Raw genomic sequence first — 24,293 nt, forward strand, 5'->3', positions numbered from 1 at the left:
ACCTGTATATACTTTATCCCATTATTATGACAATTTATGCCAGCTAAAACTGGCTGTTCAGCTCAAAAATGCGTATATTGTACGTATCAAAATTAGAGCGCTCGCTATGGAAAACAAACGTCAGTTAGGATCTGCAGACTTGCAGATTACACCTATCATATTCGGAGGAAATGTATTTGGATGGACCCTTGATCAGGTCGCATCGTTTGCTATCCTAGATCAATTTATAGACTTAGGATTTAATGCCATCGATACGGCCAATAATTATTCGCACTGGGTGCCCGGAAATCAGGGGGGAGAGTCTGAAACGATAATCGGAAATTGGTTTAAAGCACGTGGCAAGCGTGATGATATCGTATTGATGACGAAGGTTGGCGGACGGTTTGGCTACGATAGCAAGCCGAATACAAAAGGCGATTATATCCGCGAACAAGTTGATTTATCCTTACAGCGCTTACAAACCGATTATATCGATCTTTATCAAACGCATTACGATGATGCGAATACCCCCATCGAAGAAACCCTGCGGGCTTATGAAGATTTAATACAACAGGGGAAAGTGCGTTATATAGGGGCGTCCAATATTTCTGCCGAACGCTTGAAGGAGAGTTTAGATCTTGCGGAGGCGCAGAACTTGCCGAAATATGTGTCATTGCAACCGGAATACAACCTTTACGACCGCGAGAAATATGAGAAAAACTACGAAACCTTAGCCCTAGAAAACAACCTAGCGATTATCCCGTACTATGCGCTTGCCAGTGGTTTTCTGAGTGGGAAATATTTATCCGACGATGATTTCAATAAATCGGCTAGGGGAGAAGGGATTCAGAAACGCTATTGGAATGAACGTGGTCAGCGCATTGTAAGAGCTTTATCCGAGGTCGCATCAGCGTACCGCAGTTCATCTTCCGCAGTCGCTTTAGCCTGGTTGTTAGCCAATAAAAGCATTACAGCGCCCATTGCCAGTGCCACAAAGGAATCGCATTTGCAAAGCTTTGTAGCTGCCGTGCAATTACGTCTTGGCGAAGAGGCAATAGCCAAATTGCAGGAAGCCAGTCACTATGAATAATACAAATATTAAAAACATATATACCATGAAAACATCTATTGGAATAAAAGAAAAAGATACAGCAGCCGTTGCCCAAGTGTTAAACCGCCTATTGGCCGATGAAAATGTATTGTATATAAAAATCCGCAATGCACATTGGAATGTGGAAGGCCCTGATTTTCATGCGCAACACCTATTTTTCGAAGGACTTTATGATGAGTTAGCTGAATTAATTGACGAAGTAGCCGAACGCGTACGTGCGATTGGTCATTACGCTGTAGGAACCATGAAAGAGTTTTTGGAACTCACCCAGCTTACCGAAATGAAGTATAAGAAAAATGATAGTCAAGGCTATATCAAAGAGTTATTGTCCGATTTTGAAAGCTTGATCATTAGCCTACGGGAGGATATTAAATTAGCGGAAAACCATGAAGATGCCGGAACGGAAGATTTTCTTGTTGGCATTTTAGAGAAGCATGAAAAAACCGCCTGGATGCTTCGTGCTCACCTCAGTTAAAAGATAAGTCTTTTTTAATAAATAGGGCGTCCAATTTGGGTGCCCTTTTTGCTGTCTATGTTAAACTATGGCCTTACTTTTCTTTCCCAACCGCGTTTTTAATCGATTAGCCATGCTATATCTTTTCAAGTTATTACATCGTCCATTTTATTAAAAATGATATGTACATTTAAAGAAAATATAAATTCCATTATTCCCCTAATTCTTGAAAAAGAATACTTATTTTAATCGATTATTTATGCGATCCCATGTTAGACAATCTTATAGCGTATCTTGAAACCCTCGATCCCGTCGTTGCGGCCTTGCTTGCCGGTTTATTTACTTGGGCGGTTACTGCCCTTGGTGCTGCTGCCGTTTTCTTATTTAAAGATGTAAATAAAAAGCTCCTAAATGGTATGCTGGGGTTTACCGGCGGCGTCATGATTGCCGCCAGTTTCTGGAGCTTATTAGCTCCGGCCATCGAGATGAGTGAGGGCGAGGGCTTTAGTAAAGTAATGCCTGCCGCTGTTGGCTTTATCTTAGGTGCTCTGTTTATCTTTGGTTTAGATAAGGTGATGCCCCATCTGCATTTAAATTTCTTAAAATCAGAAGGTCCTAAATCTTCCTTACACCGAACGACTTTGCTTACCATTGCCATTGCCTTACACAATATCCCGGAGGGGCTAGCGGTAGGGGTTATTTTTGGCGGTGCAGCAACAGGCGTGCCGGAGGCCAGTATTGCCGGCGCCGTATTATTGGCGATGGGGATAGGCCTGCAAAACTTTCCCGAGGGAATTGCCGTTTCCATGCCTTTAAGAAGGATGGGCTTATCTAGGCGGAAAAGCTTTCAGTACGGACAGATGTCGGCCGTCGTTGAACCTATCTTTGCCGTACTTGGCGCCTGGGCGGTTGGATTTTTTATACCGATTCTACCTTATGCATTGGCCTTTGCTGCGGGTGCCATGATCTTCGTTGTTATTGAAGAGGTCATCCCCGAAACACAACAAGAACAACATTCCGATGTTCCCATTATTGGTTTTGTCTTAGGCTTCGTGGTCATGATGATGTTAGATGTTGCGCTAGGCTAAGCATTAGGCGAACAAATAAGATTACAAAATAAGAACCCAATCATAAATTAGTATACCATAAAGAAGGCCGAAGCATATGCTTCGGCCTTCTTTATGGTATAAACGCTAATACTTAGTTACTAGCGTCGATTTTTGCTTGAACTTCAGCGGCTTTCGCTTCGTCCTGCATAAAATCGTAATAGTTTTTCAAGTTACGTAATGCATCTACGTTTTTAGGGTCTAATTCTACGGATTTCTCAAGGAAAGGTAGGGCACGACCAATCTTTTGTTTCAATGCAGCAACTTTGGCATTATAATCTTTGGGCGCTAATGTTTTATCGTCGTTTAAGGCGATCAGCTCATCACGACCGCTGTTCATAATAACCACAGCAGCATTTGTATTGGCTTCTAAATAATTAGGATCGATTTCCAATGCTTTTTGGTAAGATGCCAACGCCTTATCCGGCTGGCCAGCAGAACCGTAAGCTAAACCTAGGTAGTAGTGCAGGTTTTTGTTGGAAGCATCTTTCGCTAATTGATTTTCGATATCAGTTACAATTTTTGCTTCATTACCTGTAATCAAGTTCAACTCGATGTTTTGTACTACTGCGTCATTATCGTTGGGATAAGCAGTTACAGCTTCTGCAGCAGCTTGCAAGGCGCTAGTTGTATCTTTTTTCGATAAGTAAAGCTTTGGTAAATCCAATACCACCGCTTTATGGCTCGAGTATTCTTTTACCGGAACTAAGGCTTTATAACGCTCGATGGCTTTATCAAAATCTTTGTTTTGAACGGCAGCTAATCCAGAGTAGTAGGTAAGGGTGGTATCGCCGGGAAGATAATCCAAAGCACCTGTGAATTCATCATAGGCTGTTTTGTAATCTTGTTTATCCCATGCTGCCACACCTTGGTTAAAGCGGAACTGTCCTAAGGTTTGTCCGGCCACTTTAATGTTTTCGGCATTCTTCTTATCGGCATCCAGCTCTGTTGCTTTTTTAATACCTTCCGCCGCTTTTACAGCTGCATCTGCATTACTATCAACATTCGCGATATTTGCGTATACTAAAGAATATATGGTCCATGCTTCAGGATCATTCTGCGTTTTCTCATGCACTACAGCAGCATCAATCGCTTCTTGTGCGGTCGTTAAATTTGCTTTTCCTAAAGCTACGGTATTCGCTGCTTTTAACTCATCAAACTTACCAAAATTAGTCTTCGCCTTCTTAACATTACCCGACTGAGCATATACCGCAGTGGTTCCTGCAGTAAATAAAAGCCCGGCGAATAATATGGATTTTCTTAGATTCATATCGTGTGTATTTGTGTTTTATTAATTTGTAAGTTGGTTCAATAGTAAATTTACCCGATCTAATTGTGCCGCATCTTCCGCCTTCTCATAAAATAAAGCTAATGATTTTAGCGCATTTATTTCATAAGGTTTAATCTCATTGGCTTTCAGTAAATAATTCTGTGCATTATACTGTGCTTCATGATTTTCCGTGTCTTTCAGAAAATCCTTTAAGGATAATAAACCTAAGGCAAGATTCGCTTCGTAATTATTCGGCTCCAACTCTAATACTTTTTGGTAGAACGTTGTAGCGACAGGAATATTGTTTGCATTCTCATTGGCGAAGCCGGCCAAGTAGTTCATTTCAATATTTTCCGGCTCCATGGCAATGGCCTGATCAATGATCGGCACAATAGCATCATAAGCCTTGATTTTTGAATACTCCTGAATCAATTGAAATAAGATTTCCTTATCTTCCGGATATTTAGCTTTCGCATTCTCCAGCGTGGTCAGGTTTAACTGGCTTTCCCCAAGCTTGCTGTAAAGTGCTGCAAATTCAAGATATTGTTCTGCCGAGGCATTTCCCGCTTCAATCAGCTTCTTATAAAATTTAACTGCATCCTGCGGTTTCTCCGATTTATTGGCCAATACCGCTAAGTTGTAGGTCACATCTTCGCTCTTGGCGTTTAATTCATCCACCTTTAGGAAATCCTGATAGGCAGCATTATAATTTTTATCTTTTAATGCTTTGTTTGCACGCTTAATCAAGGCGGCAGCCATATTTTGTTTCACATAGTCTAACTCGCCAACATAGCCATCACGATCTTTCTCCCGAATCTTACCAATCGTTTGATAGGTCAGTTCAATGGGATCTTTATCGGTTTTAATGGTTCTGGCAGAGTCTGCATAGGCGATGGAGCTTAGCACCATCGCACGTAAAACATTCACCTTAGTTTTTGAAGAATCCTTGCGGGTCTTATAGATATTGTCCAATTGTTTCTTGGCATTATCTAGGTTTTTGATATCCCCCGATTGGGTATACCGCGCAAACGCATTGCTCGCTTCTTTATAATTAGACTGCGCAAAAGCACTATTGGCTGATAAGGCCAATAGTAAGGATAAGGATGGAATAAGTATACTATTCTTGTTCTTCATTTGTTGCACTACTTGATTCGTTTTCTGTTGTGTTTTCAGAATCGGCATCTAGGATTTCTTCTTCCTCGTCTTGGTGATCTACCTTGGTAATCGAAGCAATTTCGTCGTTCTCCTTTAAGGTAATCAAACGGACACCTTGCGTCGCACGACCCATTACGCGTAAACTTTCAACACCAATACGAATAACAATCCCCGATTTGTTGATGATCATTAAATCGTTCTCGTCGGTAACTCCTTTAATCGCAACAAGCTCGCCGGTCTTATCCGTCACGTTGATCGTTTTTACCCCTTTACCACCGCGGTTTGTAATCCGGTAGTCTTCAATATCGGTACGTTTTCCGTAGCCTTTTTCTGAAACAACCAATACGGTTGTGTCTTCATCATTAACACTAATCATGCCAACAACCTCATCCTGATCGTTTGCAAGCGTGATTCCACGTACACCCGTGGCTGTTCTTCCCATCGGACGAACCGTAGACTCATTGAAACGGATCGCACGGCCGGAACGTAAGGCCATCACGATTTCACTGCTGCCCGAAGTTAAGGTCGCTTCCAATAACTGGTCGCCTTCATTGATGTTAATCGCATTAATACCGTTTGCACGCGGACGAGAATAAGCCTCTAAAGACGTTTTCTTAATCGTTCCTTTCTTCGTACACATAATAATGAAGTTGTTTTCCAGGTAATCCTGGTCTTTCAAATTCTTCACTTTAATGTAGGCTTTAATTTTCTCTTCCTTCGGAATATTGATGATATTCTGTAGGGCGCGACCTTTGGAGGTACGGCTACCTTCCGGAATTTCAAAAGCTCTCAACCAGAAACAACGTCCTGATTCGGTAAACAACAATAAGTAGTTGTGTGCCGAAGCGGTAATAATATGCTCGGTAAAGTCTTCATCGCGGGTCGAAGAACCAATAGATCCTTTTCCTCCACGGCCTTGACGGCGGTATTCGGTCAGCGGCGTACGCTTCACATAGCTGTTATGCGAAATGGTAATCACCACTTCTTCATCATCGATGAAGTCTTCCATCGTCATGTCCTCTGCTGAGTGGACAATAATAGAACGACGCTCATCACCATATTTCTCTTGTACTTCCAAAAGCTCATCTTTGATAATCTTCATGCGAAGACCTTCATCTGCAAGAACCTCTTTTAAGTATTCGATGGTTTTCATTAATTCCGCATATTCATCTTTAATCTTATCACGCTCTAGTCCTGTTAAGCGACGTAAGGTCATGTCTAAGATGGCGCGTGCTTGGATATCGGAAAGGCCGAAGCGCTCCATTAATCCAACGCGGGCATCCTCCGGCGTATCCGAGTTACGGATTAACTTAATCACTTCATCTAAATGATCTAAAGCAATCAAGTAACCTTCTAAGATATGCGCACGTTTTTCCGCTTCTGCTAATTCAAATTGCGTTCTACGGATGACCACCTCATGACGGTGTTCCACAAACTCGTGAATCATGTCTTTCAAATTCATCAATTGCGGTCTGCCTTTAACTAAGGCAATGTTGTTCACCGAAAATGAAGTTTGAAGGGCGGTATATTTATAAAGGTTGTTTAATACCACATTGGCATTGGCATCGCGTTTTATTTCATAGACAATGCGGATATCTTTGGCAGACTCGTCACGAATTTCAGAGATGCCTTCAATTTTTTTCTCATGCACCAAGTCGGCCGTACGCTTTATCATATCGGCTTTGTTCACTTGATAAGGAACCTCCGTTACGATAATGATTTCTTTCCCCGATTTAGTCGTTTCAATCTCCGCTTTAGCACGCATCACAATACGCCCACGCCCGGTTTCAAACGCATCCCGCACCCCTGCAAATCCGTAGATCAATCCGCCGGTAGGGAAGTCTGGCCCCTTGATGTAGGTCATTAATTCCGATATCTCAATCTCGCGGTTGTCAATATAAGCGATGGTACCATCAATGACTTCCGTTAAGTTGTGCGGTGCCATATTGGTGGCCATACCTACCGCAATACCAGAAGCACCATTCACTAAGAGGTTCGGTATACGCGTAGGAAGAACAGTAGGCTCTTGTAAGGAGTCATCGAAGTTCAATTGGTAATCAACGGTATCTTTGTTGATGTCTGCCAAGAGTTCTTCGGCGATTTTACGAAGACGAGCCTCAGTATAACGCATGGCTGCCGGTGGGTCACCGTCGATGGAACCGTAGTTACCTTGTCCATCCACTAATGGGTAGCGCATCGACCAATGTTGGGCCATCCGTACCATCGTGTCATAAACGGAAGAGTCGCCGTGAGGGTGGTATTTACCTAACACATCCCCGACAATACGTGCCGACTTTTTGTAGGGCTTGCCAGAGGTTACCCCCAGGTCCAACATCCCATACAAAACCCGGCGGTGTACAGGTTTTAAACCGTCCCGGGCATCAGGAAGGGCACGCGAAACAATAACAGACATCGAGTAATCGATGTATGCCGATTTCATTTGATCTTCAATATTGATGGGGACAATCCTGTTTTCCGCAGGTACTAAGTTGTTTTCGTTTTCTGTTTCTTCAGCCATTATTTTGTGGTTTCGATAAAACTAAAAAAGTGCCCTTTGTAAGTATAGACACCTAGCTGGCGAATATACACAAATTTTCGGCCAAAAACGACAGAAATAGCCCTTAAAAATATCCACAACAGAGGGCTATTGTTAGTTATTTTTTGAACCCAATGGAAAAGAGGTTTGTTGGCTTTATTGTGAAAAAATGACATAAAAAAAGAGGATAAATTGTCATATTTCAAACAAAAGCGGAAAATGCTTTAAAAAATTTTAAAAATATTTTACCTTTGGGCATTCAAACTTTAGTGTAGCTTGACGAAGGCTCGCTAAGCACCTTATATTAAACAAATTACTAGAGAATAATGAAACATAATTTCGGAGCAGGCCCTTGTATTTTACCCAAGGAAGTCTTTGAAGAGGCTTCTAAAGCAGTGTTAGATTTTAATGGATCTGGACTATCCATTTTAGAAATCTCCCACCGCTCGAAAGACTTTGAGGCCGTTGTTGTAGAAACAGAACGCTTGGTGCGCGAATTGCTCAATGTACCCCAAGGGTATTCCATCTTGTTTTTGCAGGGTGGTGCCAGCCAGCAATTTGCTATGGTACCTATGAACCTATTGCCGGAAGGCGGCAAGGCAGCCTACCTGGATACGGGTGTATGGGCGAGCAAAGCAGCCAAAGAAGCTAAAAAATTAGGACAGGTAGACATCGTTGCTTCCTCAAGCGATCAAAACTATACCTACATCCCTAAGGACTATAGCATTCCTGCAGATGCAGCTTATTTCCACTTTACATCCAATAACACCATCTATGGAACGGAAGTTTTCGAAACGCCGAAAGCAAACATTCCTGTAGTTGTGGATATGTCTTCGGATATCTTAAGTAGAACAATCAATGTTGCAGACTATGATTTAATCTACGCGGGTGCACAAAAGAATATGGGCCCGGCCGGAGTGACCTTAGTGATTATCAAAGATGAATTGTTCGGAAAGTCTGGACGTACTATCCCAACCATTTTTGAATATGAACCGCATGCCAAAGCAGGTTCTATGTATAATACCCCGCCGGTTTTCTCCATCTATGTATCCATGTTGAATTTACGTTGGTTGAAAAATAAAGGCGGAGTTGAGGTTATTGAGCAAGAAAACATCATCAAGGCCCGCACCTTGTATGAAGAAATCGATCGTAACCCTTTCTTCAAAGGTACAGCTGCCGTAGAAGACCGTTCCAGAATGAACATCACCTTTGTTATGGAGAACCCAGACCATGAAGCGGAGTTCTTGGAATTGGCGAAAGAACGCGGGTTGGTAGGAATTAAAGGCCACCGTTCTGTAGGTGGTTTTAGAGCATCGGTGTACAATGCCTTGACGATTACTTCGATCAATGCCTTGGTTGACGCGATGAGAGAATTTGAAGAAAAGCATAACTAATTTTTACATGAGAATTTTAGCAAACGATGGGATCGATCCTATCGGAAAAAAAATATTAGAAGAAGCCGGTTTTGTAGTAGATACAAACCATATTCCCCAAGAGGAATTAGCCGCACGCTTGAACGACTACGATGCAGTTACTGTTCGTAGCGCTACTAAAATCAGACAGGCCTTAATCGATGTCTGCCCGAATATTAAAGTGATTGGCCGCGGTGGCGTTGGTATGGATAATATCGACGTAGATTACGCCCAATCCAAAGGTGTCAAAGTCGTAAATACCCCCGCAGCATCCTCACATTCCGTTGCTGAATTGGTGTTTGCCCACCTGTTAAACGGTGTTCGCTTTTTATACGATGCCAACCGCAAAATGCCGGTGGAAGGAAGTACAAACTTCGGCGGGCTGAAGAAAGCCTATGCTGCCGGATCTGAGCTGCAAGGGAAAACATTAGGTGTTGTAGGATTTGGTCGTATTGGTCGGGAAACCGCAAAAATCGGACTTGGTTTAGGCATGCATGTCATCTATTCGGATCTGTTCGAAGGACCCAAATCATTAAGCTTAAGTCTTTCTGGTGGCGTTCAAGTAGAAGTGCCTGTTAATCAGATGGAACTGGAAGAAGTTTTGCGGAACGCAGACTTTATTTCCTTACACGTTCCATTTACCGATAAACCGGTTATTGGAAAAGAAGAATTTGCCCTGTTGAAAGATGGGGTAGCCCTAGTGAATGCTTCCCGTGGGGGAGTAATCGACGAGTTAGCTTTGGTCGAAGCCCTTAATGCAGGGAAAGTAGCCTTCGCCGGATTGGATGTGTATGACGATGAGCCTACGCCACGTGCGGAGGTCTTAACGCATCCTAAAATATCCTTAACTCCGCACATCGGTGCGGCCACCAATGAAGCGCAAGAGCGCATTGGTGAGGAATTAGCCGGATTACTGATCGAAAACCTGAAGAAGTAAACAAACCGCATGTAATAGATGCGGCACAATAGCAATTATTTGCAGTTGTGCCGCATTTTTTTTGGATTAATCCTTATATTCACACCAGCTAAAAACAACGTTAAATTAGAGAGATATGAAAATTCTTAAGTTCGGAGGAACATCCGTAGGAAGTGCTGAACGTATCAAAGGTTTACTGGATATTGTAAACCCGGCAGAACGTCAGATTGTCGTGCTTTCCGCAGTCGCAGGAACCACCAATGCCTTAGTAGAAATCGGTAAAGCTTATCTAAATGGTAAGAAGGACGAAGCTAAGCAATTGATTGTTGCGCATAAGGAAAAGTATGAAGGCTTAATTAAAGCCCTTTTTAGCACAGAAAACGGCTATAAGAACGGCAAAGAATTAATCGATTATCACTTTAACCTGATCGCCTCCTTATCGAACGATCTTTTTACCCCAACCGAAGAGAAGATCATTCTAGCACAAGGCGAGTTGATGTCAACAACCTTATGGCATTTCTACCTGGAAGAAATCGGCGTAAAATCCGTCCTACTTCCAGCCTTGGACTTCATGAAAATTGATGAAGATAACGAGCCTATCGTGCCGTTTATCCATGAGAAACTGAGTGCTATTTTAGCGGAGCATGACGATAATAGTTTGTTTATTACCCAAGGGTATATTTGTAGAAACTCTTTCGGCGAAATTGACAACCTACGCCGTGGCGGATCTGACTATACGGCTTCCCTTATTGGTGCAGCGATACAAGCCGATGAGGTTCAGATTTGGACCGACATCGACGGTATGCATAATAATGACCCGCGGATCGTTAAAAATACCACACCCATCGCCAGCCTAAGCTTTGATGAGGCGGCGGAATTAGCCTATTTCGGCGCAAAAATCCTGCATCCTCAATCGGTATTTCCAGCGCAAAAATACAATGTGCCCGTGCGCCTTTTAAATACCATGGATCCCAAAGCCTCCGGCACCTTAATATCGAAGGATGGCGGACAAAAAGGGGCTATCCGTGCCATCGCTGCCAAAGATGAAATTACTGCCATTCATATCCATTCTTCCCGGATGCTGTTGGCTTATGGTTTCTTGCGTAAAATCTTTGAAATCTTCGAACGTTATAAAACACCAATCGATATGATTACCACATCGGAGGTGGCAGTATCCTTAAGTATCGACGATACCCGCAACCTAGAGGATATCATTCGTGAGGTGGAAGACTTCGGAACCGTAAGCGTCGACCGCGATCAAACCATCGTATGTATCGTAGGAGATTTTGGTGCTAATACGCATGGCTATGCCGCTCGTGTATTGGATGCTGTAAAACACTTGCCGGTGCGCATGATCTCTTATGGAGGCTCAGATTATAACGTTTCTATTCTTTTGGATTCCGAACATAAAACAGAAGCTTTACGCTCCTTACACAATAGATTGTTTTAATACATTACAAATGCAAATACATCAAATTAACCTGGACCGTTTAAAGGAATTTGAGACCCCTTTCTACTATTATGATATGGAATTATTGCACCGCACCTTAGCGGCTGCTAAAGTAGCAGCAGATAAGCGTGGTTTCCATATTCATTATGCGTTAAAGGCAAATTTTAACGATAGAATCCTACAGGCCATTCAGTCTTTAGGCTTTGGTGCAGACTGTGTGTCCGGGAATGAGGTACAAAAATCATTAGACATGGGCTTTCCGGCGGGGCAAATCACCTTTGCGGGGGTTGGAAAATCCGATAAAGAAATCAAACTGGCCTTAAAGGAACAGATTTTCGCCTTCAATGTCGAGTCTATCGAAGAATTACAGGTCATTGATACCTTGGCGGGCGAGCTAGGGGAGCGGGCTAATGTGTCGCTACGGATCAACCCGAATGTCGATGCGCATACCCACCATTATATTACCACGGGATTGGATGAGAATAAATTTGGAGTACCCAATTCCGAGCTTGAGCAAGCTGCTTCCGTGTTGCGCGAATGCCAACATGTAGACTTAGTGGGCTTGCACTTCCATGTAGGCTCGCAAATTACCGACATGAATGTCTTTAAGAGTTTATGTGTGAAGGTTAATGAATGGAAAAACTGGTTTGAAGAACGCGGTACGCAAATTAAAATCTTAAACGTAGGTGGCGGATTAGGGGTAGATTATCATCATCCCGATACGCAGCCGATGCCAGATTTTGAAGCTTATTTTGATGTGTTCGATAAATTCTTGGAGCGCAATGGGCAGCAAGAAGTACATTTCGAACTCGGTCGCGCTTTGGTGGCTCAAGCAGGGAGCCTCGTTAGCCGGGTCTTATACAGCAAAAGTGGCGTCAAGAAAAACTTCCTCATCTTAGATGCAGGGATGACCGAATTAATGCGCCCAGCATTATATCAAGCTTTTCATAAAATTGAACGCTTGGGCAGCCATGCTGATGCGGAAGAGCTTAACTATGATGTGGTAGGCCCCATCTGCGAAAGCTCCGATTGCTTCGGAAAAGAAGTGCCCTTGCCGGTATCTAAACGTGGAGATTTAATCGCAATCCGCACCGCAGGTGCCTATGGTGAAGTGATGGCTTCACGCTATAACCTGCGCGAAGAGATTAGATATGTGTATTCTGATGCCTTTCAATTGGTATAGAAAGCATATTTTTAAAACAAAACTCCCCATGTAAACTTCATGGGGAGTTTTGTTTTAAAAATATAGACTATCGATTTGAAAAATGATTGTAGGTAGCAGACAGCATAATTTTTATTATCGTTTCTTTTAAGTCAACATTTTTACATTTTCTATTAATCAGCATATATGCGCTAATCTCCTTGTATATAAAATGCTGAAAGGTTATATCACCAATTCTTTTTCTTACGATAGCTGAATAAACTTTAAATCGTTGATTTTCTTCTAGCTGCTCCCAACGTCCAATTGTTTTTCCTTTTTTATTTTTCTTTTTGTTGACAGGGTCAAAGGACCGTGCTCCGGCAAATCCAAAGGATGCTGTTGGGTATTTTTCCAATAACAGAGGGATGACTTTTAGACATGTAATTACAATATTCCCTAAGTCCCCTCTGTTGGTTATTAACGAATACTTTTTAGTGCTTTTTCGAAAGGGTTTAGGATAAAATTTTAATGCAAAGAAATCATTGTCATGATAATCAGCAAGTAAAATGTATTGCAATTTAGTGATAGGTGAATAAAATTTATAAATAAAGGTAATTAGATGTGCTGATTGATCACTTATTCTTTTACATTGAATAAATTTTAATTCATATCCGAGGTAATTAAAATTCAGAAATTAAGGAATTAACGGATGACAGATATCTATTGAAGGCACCGTAGTTTTGTGACCCTTTATCGACTGTAGGGAAATCAGTGATTTTTTGATTTTCACTGCCTTTATAGGTAATTGGCTTAATTCGCTTTCTAAGGTCCAATTTAACCTTTCACCTTTTGAGGGGCGTTTGTTTTGTTTATGACCATTTACCATGTAGTGAACTGTTTGATATTCAAAAATACTACATAGCTGTTAAAGCATATTTATTTAACTATAAATAAATAATTAAATATGGCTTTATCAATGACAGCATAAAAAAGTCTATTAACGACTAAGAGCGCCAATTAGGCGCTCTTAGTCGTTAATAGCTTCCGATAAGGAAGAATTATTCGTTATTCGTTTCGTTTTTATTTAAGAAAACAAATTTTCCATCGAACACATCCAATTGGATAATCGAATCTCGGCTCACTTTTCCGGATAAGATTTCTTTGGACAGCTCGTTTAATATCCTTTTTTGGATTACACGTTTCAGCGGACGCGCCCCATAAATCGGGTCGTAGCCTAACTGTGCCAACCAATCTAAAGCTTCTTCTGAGGCGGATAGGAAAATGTTCTGTTCCGCCAATTGATGCTGAACACGTTGGAACTGCATACGAACGATATCGCCGATTTCATTGCGGCTCAACGGGGTAAACATAATCACCTCATCGATACGGTTCAAAAACTCCGGACGAATGGACTTCTGTAAAAGCTCGAACACTTCGTCCTTGGTTTTACCTACCACATCATCCCGGTTTTCGTCGGTCAACTTCGAGAAGTTTTCCTGGATAATATGGGAGCCTGTGTTCGAGGTCATAATGATAATGGTGTTTTTAAAGTTTACTACGCGACCTTTGTTGTCGGTCAGGTGTCCATCATCTAATACCTGCAACAGGATGTTAAATACATCCGGGTGGGCCTTTTCAATCTCATCGAGTAGCACCACGGAATAAGGCCTGCGTCGAACGGCTTCGGTTAATTGTCCGCCTTCATCATAACCCACATATCCCGGAGGCGCGCCAATCAAACGCGAGACTGCGTGGCGTTCCTGATATTCCGACATGTCGATCCGTACCAAGGCCTGCTCATCATCGAATAGAAACTCCGCCAAGGCCTTCGCCAATTCCGTTTTACCCACTCCGGTTGTTCCCAGGAAGATAAAAGAACCGATGGGGCGCTTCGCATCACTTAATCCAGCGCGGGAACGACGGATAGCATCAGAAATCGCTTCAATAGCCTCGTCTTGTCCAGCCACACGTTTATGGAGTTCCTCCTCCAAGTTCAGCAGCTTTTCGCGTTCCGATTGCACCATTTTGTTTACCGGAATGCCAGTCCAACGGGATACCACATCTGCAATATCCTCCGAAGTAACTTCTTCCTTCAGCATGCGGCTGCTATCCTGTTTTTCGGAAAGCTCCTGCTTCAACTGCTCCACCTTATCCTGCGCTTCTTTAATCTTGCCGTATCTTAATTCTGCCACCTTGCCATAATCGCCGGCACGTTCGGCCTGTTCCGCCTCCAGTTTGTAGTTTTCGATGTTTTGAATCTCCTGGTTCACCTGGTCGACTAAGGTTTTCTCCGATTGCCATGCCGCTTTTAAGGAGTCGCGTTCGCTCGATAGATTGGCAATGGTTTCGGAAAGCTCATTCACCTTTTTCTCATCATGCTCTCGCTTGATGGCTTCCCGTTCAATTTCAAGCTGCATAATGCGGCGATCGAGCTCGTCTACCGATTCCGGAACGGAATCCATTTCCAGGCGCAATTTTGAGGCGGACTCATCCACCAAGTCGATGGCTTTATCCGGCAAGAAACGATCGGTTATATAGCGTTGCGATAATTCCACAGCAGCAATGATTGCCTCATCTAAAATACGGACCTTATGGTGTGTTTCGTAGCGCTCTTTCAATCCACGAAGGATGGAAATGGCATCTTGTGTATCGGGTTCTTCCACCATTACCTTTTGGAAACGACGCTCCAAGGCTTTATCTTTTTCAAAGTATTTCTGGTACTCGTTGAGGGTGGTTGCACCGATAGCGCGTAATTCACCGCGTGCTAAGGCTGGTTTTAAGATGTTGGCCGCGTCCATGGCGCCTTCACCACCTCCAGCACCAACTAAGGTGTGGATCTCGTCAATAAAGAGGATAATCTCTCCATCGCTGTCAGACACTTCTTTTACGACGGCTTTTAATCGCTCTTCAAACTCACCTTTGTATTTCGCCCCGGCTATTAAAGCGCCCATATCTAAGGAGAATACGGTTTTCGATTTTAAGTTTTCTGGGGCATCACCTTTGATAATGCGGTGCGCAATACCCTCGGCAATCGCCGTTTTACCAACCCCGGGTTCACCCACTAAAATAGGGTTGTTCTTGGTGCGGCGGGAGAGGATCTGCATCACGCGGCGGATTTCCTCATCACGACCAATAACAGGGTCCAACTTGCCCGATTCCGCAAACTCATTTAAGTTGCGTGCATATTTCCCTAGGGCATTATAGGTCGCTTCGGCATTCTGGTCGGTTACCCGGTTGTTGCCACGCAGTTCCTTAATGGCCAGTTTTAAATCTTTCTCCGTAACGCCCTGGTCTTTTAATAAGCCCGAAACTTTGTCGTTGGCTGAAAGCAAGGCTAGCAGGATGTGCTCGATGGAAACAAATTCATCGTTAAACTCCTTGAGGTAGCTCTGTGCCTTTTGCAACACGGTAGCCGATGAATTGCTTAAGTAAACATTGCTGCCACTCACCTTCGGCAAAGCTTCAATCTGCTTGTCAACCTCCGCAGTAACGTAGTTAATATTGACGTTTAGCTTTTTTAGTAAATGCCCAATTACATTCTCGTCAACCGTTAATAAGGCTTTTAAGATATGTGCAGGCTCGATGGCTTGTTGCTGATTGCCCACAGCAATCTCCGATGCTTTTTGTATGGCCTCCTGGGCCTTGATGGTATAATTATTAAAGTTCATATAGTAAATTCTTGATTATGCTTGTTGGTATGATGGTAACAAAAGAAATGCCTATAGGTTTTTGAAAGATTTTAACTGAAAAAATGACAGGTTGTTTTGTTTAGTTCTGCCAAAAGTGCAGGGTGGGAGCTTGGCGATTCCTTTTATCATCAATTTGTCAGCACATTGTCATCACATTGCCATCGCATTGTCATGGTGAGCGGAGTCGAACCACGAACGACTGGTACGTCAGTACTACATTATAATATTGATTAACAGTTTTATACAACTACATCACACAAACGTAGTGGTGATTGCACTGACGTACCAGTCGTTCGACTCCGCTCACGATGACAGCACGATGACATCACGATGAACAAACCTCACAACATCCCACCTTCCGCCTTCTCCCTTTTCACTTCCCTTTCACCCCCCTTTCACACCCGTATTAATCCCCTTTGCAAAGGCCTGAGAAAGGGGAGAGAAAGGAAGAATAAAAGACCTTTCTTCGCGAAATGCTAAAAGCCAATAGGTTGTAACTATTTACCAGCTATCCTGAAGGTTAAAAATGTTGATCCGATTTATTGGGGCGATGCGCGTTAGTAGCGTGATGGGTTGCAGCATTCCTAACTTAATACGAGTATACTTTATATATTAATTAAGGAAATATATATTAACATATTAGGTTATGTTTTAACCTTTTCTTTGCTTATTTAAGACGTTTTCTTCCTTTTGTACACTTAATTAATCCTTTCATTTGCTTGATTTATTCTAATAATTAAGTCTTTTTTGTTAAAAAGGGCTTCCGTTGCTGCTTTTGAAGTGTAATAACAAGCGATGTAAGATGCTGAAAATGAGGTGAATAAAAATTGCTCTAAAAAATGTCCACCCAATGTCCACCCCCTATGTTTATTAATTTGATTATGGCGATTATATATTTGTTTATCAATCGAAATTGTTAACCAATTAACCATGCAAAGATATTGCCTCATTCTTTTGTTTTTGTTCAGTGTCTTGCTTTCCTTGGCGCAAGAGCAGCCAACCAAAGCCTCCAACAGCTTTCCGGGAAAGTCCTTTTCCTTGCGTACAAACCTTCCGACCTGGTTGCTGGCGATGCCTAGCCTCGGAATCGAATACAAGACCAGCGATCGGACGGCCCTTATCGTCGATGGGGTTTATGCGCATTGGAATTTCAAGCGTAAAGAAGCCGATCGGTTTTGGCATTTCTGGAATGTTGCTCCCCAGGTTCGGCGTTATGTGAATGCGGACTGTAGCACCTATGTGGGCCTGCAGTATAGCATGGGCCGGTATAACCTATCCAGCCAGCAGGGGGAATACCTGGGCGGTGGTTTTACCTTCGGTAAGCAGTACTATGCGGGTAAGAACCTGCTGATAGACCTGGGTTTGAGCTTAGGCTACCTAAAAATCAGTACGCGCGAAAGCTATCGGCAGATCGACGGAGAGTTTTACCGAAACAAGAGCAAACAGAATCGAAACTATTATGGCCCGACCAGTCTGTCGGTGAACTTGGTCCGTAAATTTTAAACAGGCTATCAAAATGAAGAATTGTATGAAAAGAATACGCTACGTCCTATTATATTCCATGTTGCTGCTCAGTCTGCTGGGTTGTAAGACACGGACGGACCTGGTTGATTTTGGAGAGATCAGCCTGATTACCGATTGGACCCGTCGGATGGCGGAGCTTTCCGTTCCGGCCAGCTATACGGTGAAGATCGGCGAGCAGCTGCTGACTTTTTCGGGCAGCACGAACCCTTTACCGGAGCTGCTGCCGGGCAATTACCCGCTGCTGGCCTATAATACGGCCGAGGGAATCACCGTGAACCATAGCCTGGCGAGCGTTGCGCTGCAAAATGGGCTGCTCAGCCCGCAACCGGGCTGGTTGTTTTCGGCTAGGGGCAGCATCCAGGTGCAGAACAATAAAACAGAAAGTGTTACCCTGCAGATGCAGCAGCAGGTCCGCTTGTTGAAAATTACCTTAACGCCAACTGGTGGCACGGCGGGTCGGTTGACGGGCATCCAGGCGACCCTGACGGGCCTTGCCGGCAGCTGGGATTTGGCGGAAGAGAAACCCGCAGGTTTGGCGCTGTCCGTTCCGCTGCAGTTCGCCAAGCAGGCCAACGGCAGCTGGCAGGCAGAAGTGCGGCTGCTGGGTATTATAGGCGCCAAGCAGGAGCTGCGCGGGACGCTGCATTTCCAGGACGGCAATCCGGTCGATCTGGCCTTGGAGTCGGACCTATCGAAAGATCTGGCCGGTTTTAATACGGACAAACATATTCCCATGAGCCTGAATGCCACGATGGAAACCTATACCGAGGCCGGTTTTAGCATCCGCATCAACGATTGGAAAAGAGAAACAGAAACAGGTACAGCTAATTAAAAGCGAAGCTTGGCAAAATGATACGATATGAAAACAAGAACGAGATATTATATTTTCATCCTGCTGCTGCTGTTTTTTGCAGGATGTAAGCAGCTGGAGGTTCCTGAAGTTTCGGATGATTCGCCGGCGCTGGAATTTACGGCGAGCATCGGTCCGCAGTTCCGGGCAACGGGCACCCAGTGGGCCGATGGCGATGGGCTTGGCGTTTATGTGTTGAATGCGGCGGGTGGCCAGGCTATCAGTAACAACAGGTTGTTCAGCTATTTGGCAGGCAGCCAGAAGTTTAGCGCCGCCAGCGGACAGGAAATCTATTATCCGAATACAGGGCAGGTCACGATTCATGCCTACCATCCTTATCGCAATATACCTGTGGGTGGAACTGTTTTTGATTTTTCGCAGCAGGGCAGCCCGCAGGATATCGATCTGTTGAGGGCAGAGAAAACTGGTGTTTCTAAGAGCAGTGCGCCTATAGATCTTGCGTTTAGCCATGCCTTTTCCAAGCTTAGCTTCAACTTGATTGCCGGGCAGGGAATCAGTGCGACAGAGCTGCAAACGGCAAGTATTTCCTTAAAGAACTTTGTGAAAAGCTATACCCTACTGGATCATGCTAATTTTCAGGTAGATAAAACAGTTAGCAATCAAGAGTTTGCAGTGCCTAGTTCGAAAACAGCGATAGTCTATCCCAATGCTACCGATAAAACAGGGCAGGAGGAGTTCCTGGTCCGTATAGGCACTAAAACCTGGAGCTATAGCCTCAAAGCCAGCGACCGCTTTGAAAAAGGCTATGCCTATACCTATAACATCACGATCAACGCAAAGGAAATCCAGGTTGCGCAGGCGGCTATTAATCCATGGACGGAGGTGACAGCGGTAAACAATACCGGGTCCTTTGATCCGCATAGCCTAGGGCTGGTCTATATTCCTCCCGGCGTTTTTCAGATGGGAAGTCTGGATACGGATTCCGATGCACATGTGAATGAGAAACCGCGTCATTGGGTGAAGATAGCGAAGGGCTTTTATATGAGTAAGTATGAAATTACGATTTCCCAGTACTGCGACTTTCTAAATGCTACGCAGGCGAAAGGACAAAATAAGATTTTTTTTATCATGAGTCTCCCACTGAATGGAAAAACTGTGCATGGTTTTCTTGTGGATTCAAATGGTGGCAACACGCCTCTGTGGAATTCGAGTTTGGAAAAATGGGAGCCTCCAGCAGGATGGGAGAATTTTCCGGTTACTCTTGTCAGCTTTGATGGTGCGCTAGCCTATGCAAAATGGGCCGGTGGCACACTTCCTTCGGAGGCGCAGTGGGAATATGCTTGCCGTGCCGGTAGCAGTGCCACCTGGCCTTTTGGAGATGATGCTACCCTCTTAGGAGACTATGCTTGGATAATGGCTAATTCCGGAGGGAACCCTTCAGCTGTTGGGTTAAAGAAACCCAATGCTTGGGGACTGTACGATATACTTGGAAATGTTGCGGAGTGGTGTATGGATGTTGGAACTTATCCTGCAGCAGCTAATACCGAAATTACCCCTATCATTTATGATGATAAAGCTAGAATAGGTAATAATTACCAAAGATTTAGAGGAAATAGCTTTTTGGGCACCTCAACCACGAAACCAGCTGCTCGCGGATTTAATCTTAGAAATGGTTTTCATAATGTTCGTGGTTTTCGCATCATCGTAGCTCCCTAACCCATCCAAAGCCTAATAAAACATGAAATAATGAATATGTTGAAACGATATAAAGTGTTACTGCCAGGTCTTTTGCTGCTGCTGTTCTCCTGTAAGCAGGATGGGCTGGCTCCCGATACTATTGTGAAATCAGGCAGCGGCAATATCCGCTTGCAGACCAACATTGTGCAGAAGGCTAAGCACTATGATCTCGGGGAAAAGCTTACGCTGCGGGGCAGCGATCGGCAGGAGATGGGCTCGGGAAAGTTGGCGCTGAATCCGCCAAGCTCGGCCGCAGATTTTGTAAATCAGTTTAGCGCGGGCGATCAGATCGGTGTTTTTATGGTTGCTGCCGGGGAGAACCTGGCAGCCACGGGCAACCTGCTGCAGAACGTGGCATTTACCTACGATGGCAGCAGCTGGAGCAGCAATGCTGCCTGGCCTGGGGGCGGTAGCTTCGATGTGTATGCCTACTACCCGTATAATAGCATGTTGAGCAATGCCTTGGATGCCTTTTTTGCGGTGCAGAGCGATCAGTCGAAATGGGCAAACTTCCAGAAAAGCGACTTGATGTGGGCCAAGGCCAGCAGCGTTCAGGGCGGTACGGCGGTGAACCTGACTTTTGCGCACCTGCTATCGCTCTTGCAGGTAGATATGGACCCCGGAAACTATACAGGAGGACCAGATGAGCACCTGGATGTGCAGCTGTTCCAGCTGAGCAACGAAGGGCGCCTGAATTTAGCGACAGGGACATTTACGGTGACGAATAATAGCCGCCCTACTATCCGCATGTACCGGGTGGAGGAGCCTAGCAATAACACAAGCTTTACCTACCGGGCCTTGCTGCCCTCGCAGACCCTTGCTGCCGGCAAGCAGCTCTTGCTGCTGAACAATGGCCCGCAGTCTATGGGCAGAACGCAGCCTACCGAGTTGCCCCTGCTGCAGGGTGCGGCACATCATTTTGCCGTGAAGGAGGTGCATAGCTTAATGAAATGGGTGTATATTCCGCCCGGTATCTTCCCCATGGGTAGTCCGGATACGGATCCGAATGCACTAGCGATTGAGAAATCGCGTCATTGGGTGAAGGTAGAGAAGGGCTTTTATATGAGTAAATATGAAACGACGGTTGCCCAATACTGCGACTTTCTAAATGCAACGCAGGTTAAAGGGCAATATGCTAGCGATTATTTTGTTAATCTTCCGCTGAACGGAAACAATATGATAGGAGTTAATTCGAGTAATCAGATTTCAAATTCTGTTCGATGGAATTCGGGTGTGGAGAAATGGGAGCCAGCAGCTGGAAGTGGGAATTTACCGCTTGGCCAAGTCAGCTTTTTTGGCGCATTCGCCTATGCGCAATGGGCAGGTGGCACACTTCCTTCGGAGGCGCAGTGGGAATATGCCAGTCGTGCCGGAACGGAGACGATATGGTTTTTTGCTGATGTCCCTGCACTCTTAGGAGATTATGCTTGGACAGTTGAGAATTCCGACTTGGTTCCTCAGGACGTGGGTATAAAAAAACCTAATGCTTGGGGACTTTATGATAGCTATGGAAGTGTTTGGGAATGGTGTATTTATGTTGGAGCTTATCCAACTAATGAAAACGATTATCCTAAAACTAACCCTAAAATTTATAATGTCAATGCCAATATTACTCCTAGTTCTCAAGCCCTTCGAGGGGGAAGTTATTATGATTCTCAATTCAAGGCAAGATCTGCAGCTAGACTAGTGAACCCTGCTCTCTTATTGGGGCCTCAAATAGGCTTCCGTATGATCATTACTCCCTAATCGCCATTTAAAAGCATTTTACAAAATATAAACACATAAAATAAAAAAAATATGAAAACAGCACTTCTATCTAGCCTAGCCCTTACAGCCGTTTTATTCGCTTCTTGTACAAAGGAAAAGGGGCGCGTGGAAGATCAGGCTATCCAGTTTGATGCGCGCATCAATCAGCAAAAGGCCACCTCGAGTGGTTCGGGTTTATTGTCGACAAGTTGGTCGGCCAATGATAAGATCGGTATTTTTATGCTAGACCAGGGAAGCAATACGGTTTCGGGAGGTCATGCCAACCGGGCCTATAGCTATGTGGGTAGCGCCTTTACTCCGGATGCCGGGCAGGAAATCTATTACCCCGTTTCAGACAGCAAGGTCGACTTTATTGCCTATTATCCGTTTAAGGCAGGTTCGGCCATAGGGACGCCTTTTCCGATTTCGGTGGCAAGCCAAACAGACCTGGGTGCTATCGACGTGCTCTGGGTAAAGTCTACGAATGGTACTACCGGTTTCAACAAGAGCGCTACGGCGCCGGTTCCCTTGGCCTTTGACCATAAGCTTAGTAAAATTGTGATCAATACCAGTGCCGGCGCAGGCCTGAGTGGCGCAGCAGGCGATTGGACCAGCATGGCCGTAAAGATTAAGGGCATGAATAGCACAGCCGTATTAGACCTGGCTACAGGAGTTGTATCGGGGAATGCCGCTCCGCTGGATATTACGCCTTTTGTGCGCAGCGCTGGAGCGAAGTATGAGGCGATTGTATTGCCGGAGACTTTCACTGCTGCCGGTGCCGTGCAGATTACCTTCACTATTGGTGCGGACACCTATACCTGGAGCAGCCAGGCGAATGCAACATTTGAAGCAGGCAAGGAATATACCTATAATATTACGGTTAGCAAAACCGGGGTGAGCCTAGGTGCTGTTACCATTGTCGATTGGATAGCGGCACCAGCAGAAACAGGTATAGCGCTTTAATCGATTTTAAGGTTGGAGTAGCTAAAGGCTATTGGCATGATAAAGATGTCAATAGCCTTTTTTTTATAAAATACAAACTTAACGCTATGGTTACATAGGTTTACCATTGCTGTGTTATATTTGCTTGAAACCAAAGTGGTTAACAGGATTATTGGAGTTTGTTTTACCAACCACTTATTTACTTCATCCGCTTTTTCTGTTCGCACTTTGTTAGCCTTTCTTCGCATTTTTTAATATCAATATTCACACATTAAATGAAAGGAACGAACATGAAAACAAAACTTTTAACGGCTCTAGCGCTATCAGTTGGTTTATTTATGTCTTGCAATAAAGATAGGGATGAACCGGAAAAGCAAGTCATTCACTTTGATGCACACATTAATCAGCAGGTTGCCACTAGTACAACAGGAGGTTCCCTAGTTACAAACTGGGAGAACAGCGATAAGATTGGTATATTTATGGTAAACCAAGGAACAAGTACCATTACTGAAGGTCATAGCAACCGAAGCTACACCTATGATGGTACCAGTTTTAAGCCCGATACGGGCAATGAAATGTTTTACCCCGTTTCGGATGCGCGTGTCGACTTTGTGGCGTATTATCCGCACAGTGCCGGCGCTGTCTTAGGGACAGCTTTAGCCATATCGGTAGCCAATCAGACTGATTTAGGGGCCATTGATTACCTCTGGGTAAAAGCAACCAATGGGACGACCGGATTTAACAAATCTACAGGTCCGAATGTACCTTTGAATTTTGATCATAAACTGTGCAAAATCGTCATTAACACCCTGCCTGGCGCTGGATTAACCACTTCAACTACGGGTTGGTCGACGATGGCCGTAACTATCAAAGGATTAAATACGACGGCCGTCATGGATTTATTCTCCGGCGTAGTTTCGGGAAATGCCGCTCCGGTTGATATCAGCCCTTTTGCGCGCACTGCGGGGGCGAAGTATGAAGCTATTGTGCTCCCAGAGACTTTTGCTGCTGCTGGCGCGGTGCAATTTACTTTTGCTATAGGCAGCGAAACCTATACCTGGAGTAGTCCTGCCAATGAAGCTTTTGCAGCAGGTTTAGAATATACCTATGATATTACCATCAATAGGGTTGGGGTTACCCTGGCGACTGTTAGCATTAAAGATTGGGTAGCTGCACCCGATAAAACAGGGATCAAGCTGAATTCTTGGGGGGAATAGTAAAAATTTCCTAGTTTAGCATCTTTAAAGCCGAAATCCCTTGCAAGACGCCGAACGTAAATTACTATCCTTATTGATGCCCGAAGGACTTTTAGAA

Annotated in this window: 18 protein-coding genes; 13 read left to right on the forward strand and 5 right to left on the reverse strand. The window is 44.2% G+C overall.

All coding sequences use genetic code 11. From position 1 onward, the window contains the following. Window positions 1-106: 106 nt before the first annotated feature. From GQF63_RS09130 to GQF63_RS09140, 3 genes are all read left to right on the forward strand, one after another. A complete protein-coding gene (locus tag GQF63_RS09130) occupies window positions 107-1,069 on the forward strand; it encodes an aldo/keto reductase (protein WP_160368919.1) in 963 nt (320 codons plus the stop codon). 25 nt (window positions 1,070-1,094) lie between these two features. Beyond that, window positions 1,095-1,565: a Dps family protein gene (locus tag GQF63_RS09135; RefSeq protein WP_160368920.1), complete on the forward strand. Its 471-nt coding sequence runs from the start codon at window positions 1,095-1,097 to the stop codon at window positions 1,563-1,565. Between the two features lie 248 nt (window positions 1,566-1,813). After that, window positions 1,814-2,632, forward strand: a complete 819-nt coding sequence (locus tag GQF63_RS09140; protein WP_160368921.1) for a ZIP family metal transporter — start codon at window positions 1,814-1,816, stop codon at window positions 2,630-2,632. A 112-nt stretch (window positions 2,633-2,744) separates the two neighbouring features. Here GQF63_RS09140 and GQF63_RS09145 read toward each other — a convergent pair whose 3' ends face one another. The 3 genes from GQF63_RS09145 to gyrA are packed head-to-tail and all read right to left on the reverse strand — an operon-like array spanning window position 2,745 to window position 7,593. Beyond that, window positions 2,745-3,920 (reverse strand): tetratricopeptide repeat protein, encoded by a 1,176-nt coding sequence (locus GQF63_RS09145; RefSeq protein ID WP_160368922.1) that lies wholly within the window; start codon window positions 3,918-3,920, stop codon window positions 2,745-2,747. A gap of 21 nt (window positions 3,921-3,941) precedes the next feature. Continuing rightward, window positions 3,942-5,054: a tetratricopeptide repeat protein gene (locus GQF63_RS09150; RefSeq protein WP_160368923.1), complete on the reverse strand. Its 1,113-nt coding sequence runs from the start codon at window positions 5,052-5,054 to the stop codon at window positions 3,942-3,944. Further along, window positions 5,038-7,593, reverse strand: coding sequence for a DNA gyrase subunit A (gene gyrA / locus GQF63_RS09155; protein ID WP_160368924.1), 2,556 nt, complete (start codon window positions 7,591-7,593; stop codon window positions 5,038-5,040). The genes GQF63_RS09150 and gyrA overlap by 17 nt, the downstream gene beginning before the upstream one ends. A gap of 344 nt (window positions 7,594-7,937) precedes the next feature. Here gyrA and serC point away from each other — a divergent pair, with 344 nt between their 5' ends. From serC to lysA, 4 genes are all read left to right on the forward strand, one after another. Continuing rightward, complete coding sequence (serC, locus tag GQF63_RS09160; protein WP_160368925.1) at window positions 7,938-9,005, forward strand: 3-phosphoserine/phosphohydroxythreonine transaminase; 1,068 nt, start codon at window positions 7,938-7,940, stop codon at window positions 9,003-9,005. Window positions 9,006-9,012: 7 nt separating this feature from the next. Beyond that, on the forward strand, window positions 9,013-9,960 hold the full coding sequence (locus GQF63_RS09165; protein WP_160368926.1) for a D-2-hydroxyacid dehydrogenase: 948 nt from the start codon (window positions 9,013-9,015) through the stop codon (window positions 9,958-9,960). 115 nt (window positions 9,961-10,075) lie between these two features. After that, entirely contained in the window at window positions 10,076-11,389 is a 1,314-nt protein-coding gene (locus GQF63_RS09170; protein WP_160368927.1) for an aspartate kinase, read from the forward strand. A gap of 10 nt (window positions 11,390-11,399) precedes the next feature. Continuing rightward, window positions 11,400-12,572: a diaminopimelate decarboxylase gene (gene lysA, locus GQF63_RS09175; protein WP_160368928.1), complete on the forward strand. Its 1,173-nt coding sequence runs from the start codon at window positions 11,400-11,402 to the stop codon at window positions 12,570-12,572. Between the two features lie 67 nt (window positions 12,573-12,639). Here lysA and GQF63_RS09180 read toward each other — a convergent pair whose 3' ends face one another. Both GQF63_RS09180 and clpB read right to left on the reverse strand, forming a co-directional pair. Next, window positions 12,640-13,107, reverse strand: a complete 468-nt coding sequence (locus GQF63_RS09180) for a hypothetical protein (protein WP_212592514.1) — start codon at window positions 13,105-13,107, stop codon at window positions 12,640-12,642. A gap of 481 nt (window positions 13,108-13,588) precedes the next feature. Next, entirely contained in the window at window positions 13,589-16,198 is a 2,610-nt protein-coding gene (gene clpB, locus GQF63_RS09185) for an ATP-dependent chaperone ClpB (RefSeq protein WP_160368930.1), read from the reverse strand. A gap of 951 nt (window positions 16,199-17,149) precedes the next feature. Here clpB and GQF63_RS09190 point away from each other — a divergent pair. From GQF63_RS09190 to GQF63_RS09215, 6 genes are all read left to right on the forward strand, one after another. Beyond that, complete coding sequence (locus GQF63_RS09190) at window positions 17,150-17,722, forward strand: DUF3575 domain-containing protein (protein ID WP_160368931.1); 573 nt, start codon at window positions 17,150-17,152, stop codon at window positions 17,720-17,722. A gap of 25 nt (window positions 17,723-17,747) precedes the next feature. Then, window positions 17,748-18,575 (forward strand): FimB/Mfa2 family fimbrial subunit, encoded by an 828-nt coding sequence (locus GQF63_RS09195; RefSeq protein ID WP_160368932.1) that lies wholly within the window; start codon window positions 17,748-17,750, stop codon window positions 18,573-18,575. A gap of 27 nt (window positions 18,576-18,602) precedes the next feature. Then, window positions 18,603-20,270, forward strand: a complete 1,668-nt coding sequence (locus GQF63_RS09200) for an SUMF1/EgtB/PvdO family nonheme iron enzyme (protein ID WP_160368933.1) — start codon at window positions 18,603-18,605, stop codon at window positions 20,268-20,270. 36 nt (window positions 20,271-20,306) lie between these two features. Next, on the forward strand, window positions 20,307-22,037 hold the full coding sequence (locus GQF63_RS19650; protein ID WP_212592515.1) for an SUMF1/EgtB/PvdO family nonheme iron enzyme: 1,731 nt from the start codon (window positions 20,307-20,309) through the stop codon (window positions 22,035-22,037). A gap of 51 nt (window positions 22,038-22,088) precedes the next feature. After that, window positions 22,089-23,000, forward strand: coding sequence for a fimbrillin family protein (locus GQF63_RS09210; protein ID WP_160368934.1), 912 nt, complete (start codon window positions 22,089-22,091; stop codon window positions 22,998-23,000). Window positions 23,001-23,269: 269 nt separating this feature from the next. Next, window positions 23,270-24,196, forward strand: coding sequence for a fimbrillin family protein (locus GQF63_RS09215; RefSeq protein ID WP_160368935.1), 927 nt, complete (start codon window positions 23,270-23,272; stop codon window positions 24,194-24,196). The last annotated feature ends 97 nt before the right edge of the window (window positions 24,197-24,293 follow it).

Source organism: Sphingobacterium humi, from assembly GCF_009768885.1.
Taxonomy (GTDB): domain Bacteria; phylum Bacteroidota; class Bacteroidia; order Sphingobacteriales; family Sphingobacteriaceae; genus Sphingobacterium; species Sphingobacterium humi.

Coding starts and splice junctions, on each gene's coding strand:
- GQF63_RS09130 (WP_160368919.1), top strand. CDS start 107: ATGGAAAACAAACGTCAGTTAGGATCTGCAGACTTGCAGATTACACCT.
- GQF63_RS09135 (WP_160368920.1), top strand. CDS start 1,095: ATGAAAACATCTATTGGAATAAAAGAAAAAGATACAGCAGCCGTTGCC.
- GQF63_RS09140 (WP_160368921.1), top strand. CDS start 1,814: ATGTTAGACAATCTTATAGCGTATCTTGAAACCCTCGATCCCGTCGTT.
- GQF63_RS09145 (WP_160368922.1), bottom strand. CDS start 3,920: ATGAATCTAAGAAAATCCATATTATTCGCCGGGCTTTTATTTACTGCA.
- GQF63_RS09150 (WP_160368923.1), bottom strand. CDS start 5,054: ATGAAGAACAAGAATAGTATACTTATTCCATCCTTATCCTTACTATTG.
- gyrA (WP_160368924.1), bottom strand. CDS start 7,593: ATGGCTGAAGAAACAGAAAACGAAAACAACTTAGTACCTGCGGAAAAC.
- serC (WP_160368925.1), top strand. CDS start 7,938: ATGAAACATAATTTCGGAGCAGGCCCTTGTATTTTACCCAAGGAAGTC.
- GQF63_RS09165 (WP_160368926.1), top strand. CDS start 9,013: ATGAGAATTTTAGCAAACGATGGGATCGATCCTATCGGAAAAAAAATA.
- GQF63_RS09170 (WP_160368927.1), top strand. CDS start 10,076: ATGAAAATTCTTAAGTTCGGAGGAACATCCGTAGGAAGTGCTGAACGT.
- lysA (WP_160368928.1), top strand. CDS start 11,400: ATGCAAATACATCAAATTAACCTGGACCGTTTAAAGGAATTTGAGACC.
- clpB (WP_160368930.1), bottom strand. CDS start 16,198: ATGAACTTTAATAATTATACCATCAAGGCCCAGGAGGCCATACAAAAA.
- GQF63_RS09190 (WP_160368931.1), top strand. CDS start 17,150: ATGCAAAGATATTGCCTCATTCTTTTGTTTTTGTTCAGTGTCTTGCTT.
- GQF63_RS09195 (WP_160368932.1), top strand. CDS start 17,748: ATGAAAAGAATACGCTACGTCCTATTATATTCCATGTTGCTGCTCAGT.
- GQF63_RS09200 (WP_160368933.1), top strand. CDS start 18,603: ATGAAAACAAGAACGAGATATTATATTTTCATCCTGCTGCTGCTGTTT.
- GQF63_RS19650 (WP_212592515.1), top strand. CDS start 20,307: ATGTTGAAACGATATAAAGTGTTACTGCCAGGTCTTTTGCTGCTGCTG.
- GQF63_RS09210 (WP_160368934.1), top strand. CDS start 22,089: ATGAAAACAGCACTTCTATCTAGCCTAGCCCTTACAGCCGTTTTATTC.
- GQF63_RS09215 (WP_160368935.1), top strand. CDS start 23,270: ATGAAAACAAAACTTTTAACGGCTCTAGCGCTATCAGTTGGTTTATTT.